Raw genomic sequence first — 2,369 nt, forward strand, 5'->3', positions numbered from 1 at the left:
GGTGCGCAGGGAATACAAGGAATAACCGGAGCGCAAGGAATAACTGGAGCACAGGGAATTCAAGGAATTACTGGAGCGCAAGGGGTAACTGGAGCGCAGGGAATTCAAGGAATCACTGGAGCACAAGGTGTAACAGGAGCGCAGGGAATACAAGGAATCACTGGAGCGCAAGGTGTAACTGGAGCACAGGGAATACAAGGAATCACTGGAGCACAAGGAATCCAAGGAATCACCGGAGCACAAGGAATACAGGGTATCACTGGAGCGCAAGGAATACAAGGTATCACTGGAGCACAGGGAATACAAGGTATCACTGGAGCACAGGGAATACAAGGTATCACTGGAGCACAGGGAATACAAGGTATCACTGGAGCGCAAGGTATCCAAGGTGTAACTGGAGCACAAGGAATACAAGGTATCACCGGAGCACAGGGAATACAAGGAGTTACTGGAGCGCAAGGAATTCAAGGAGTTACTGGAGCACAAGGAATCACTGGAGCACAAGGAATACAAGGTGTAACCGGAGCACAAGGAATCCAAGGAATCACCGGAGCACAAGGAATACAGGGTATCACTGGAGCGCAAGGAATACAAGGTATCACTGGAGCACAGGGAATACAAGGTATCACTGGAGCACAGGGAATACAAGGAATCACTGGAGCACAGGGAATACAAGGTATCACTGGAGCGCAAGGTATCCAAGGTGTAACTGGAGCACAAGGAATACAAGGTATCACCGGAGCACAGGGAATTCAAGGAGTTACTGGAGCACAAGGAGTAACTGGAGCGCAGGGAATACAAGGAATCACTGGAGCACAAGGTGTAACTGGAGCTCAGGGAATACAAGGAATCACCGGAGCACAAGGAATCACAGGTGCACAAGGAGTAACCGGAGCACAGGGAATACAAGGAATTACTGGAGCGCAAGGGGTAACTGGAGCTCAGGGAATACAAGGAATTACTGGTGCACAAGGAATCACTGGAGCACAGGGAATACAAGGAATTACTGGTGCACAAGGTGTAACTGGAGCTCAGGGAATTCAAGGAATTACTGGTGCACAAGGTGTAACTGGAGCTCAGGGAATACAAGGAATCACTGGTGCGCAAGGGATAACTGGAGCACAGGGAATTCAAGGAATTACTGGAGCGCAAGGTGTAACTGGAGCGCAGGGAATTCAAGGAATTACTGGTGCACAAGGTATCCAAGGAGTTACTGGAGCGCAAGGAATACAAGGAATCACTGGAGTCCAAGGTGTAACTGGAGCTCAGGGAATACAAGGAATCACTGGAGCGCAAGGTGTAACTGGAGCTCAGGGAATACAAGGAATCACTGGAGCGCAAGGAGTAACTGGAGCACAAGGTGTAACTGGAGCACAGGGAATTCAAGGAGTTACTGGAGCACAGGGAATACAAGGTGTAACCGGAGCACAAGGAATCCAAGGAATCACTGGAGCGCAAGGTATCCAAGGTGTAACTGGAGCACAAGGAATACAAGGTATCACCGGAGCACAAGGAGTAACTGGAGCGCAGGGAATACAAGGAATCACTGGAGCACAAGGTGTAACTGGAGCTCAGGGAATACAAGGAATCACTGGAGCACAAGGTGTAACTGGAGCACAAGGAATCACAGGTGCACAAGGAGTAACCGGAGCACAGGGAATACAAGGAATTACTGGTGAACAAGGAGTAACCGGAGCACAGGGAATACAAGGAATTACTGGAGCGCAAGGGGTAACTGGAGCTCAGGGAATACAAGGAATTACTGGTGCACAAGGAATCACTGGAGCACAGGGAATACAAGGAATTACTGGTGCACAAGGTGTAACTGGAGCTCAGGGAATTCAAGGAATTACTGGTGCACAAGGTGTAACTGGAGCTCAGGGAATTCAAGGAATCACTGGTGCGCAAGGGATAACTGGAGCACAGGGAATTCAAGGAATTACTGGAGCGCAAGGAATTACTGGAGCGCAGGGAATTCAAGGAATTACTGGTGCACAAGGTGTAACTGGAGCGCAAGGAATACAAGGAATCACTGGAGCCCAAGGTGTAACTGGAGCTCAGGGAATACAAGGAATCACTGGAGCGCAAGGAGTAACTGGAGCACAGGGAATACAAGGAATCACTGGAGCGCAAGGAGTAACTGGAGCACAAGGTGTAACTGGAGCACAGGGAATTCAAGGAGTTACTGGAGCACAGGGAATACAAGGTGTAACCGGAGCACAAGGAATCCAAGGAATCACTGGAGCACAAGGAGTAACCGGAGCACAGGGAACACAAGGAATCACAGGTGCACAAGGGGTAACTGGAGCACAGGGAATACAAGGAATCACTGGAGCGCAGGGAATACAAGGAATCACTGGAGCGCAAGG

The 2,369-nt window shown here is 49.7% G+C and carries 1 pseudogene; it reads left to right on the forward strand.

Annotated features, from left to right (window positions below):
• Window positions 1-2,369, forward strand: a pseudogene (locus tag Q0975_RS28285) (collagen-like protein); the annotation flags it as partial.

The organism is uncultured Aquimarina sp., assembly GCF_947500065.1.
Taxonomy (GTDB): Bacteria; Bacteroidota; Bacteroidia; order Flavobacteriales; family Flavobacteriaceae; genus Aquimarina.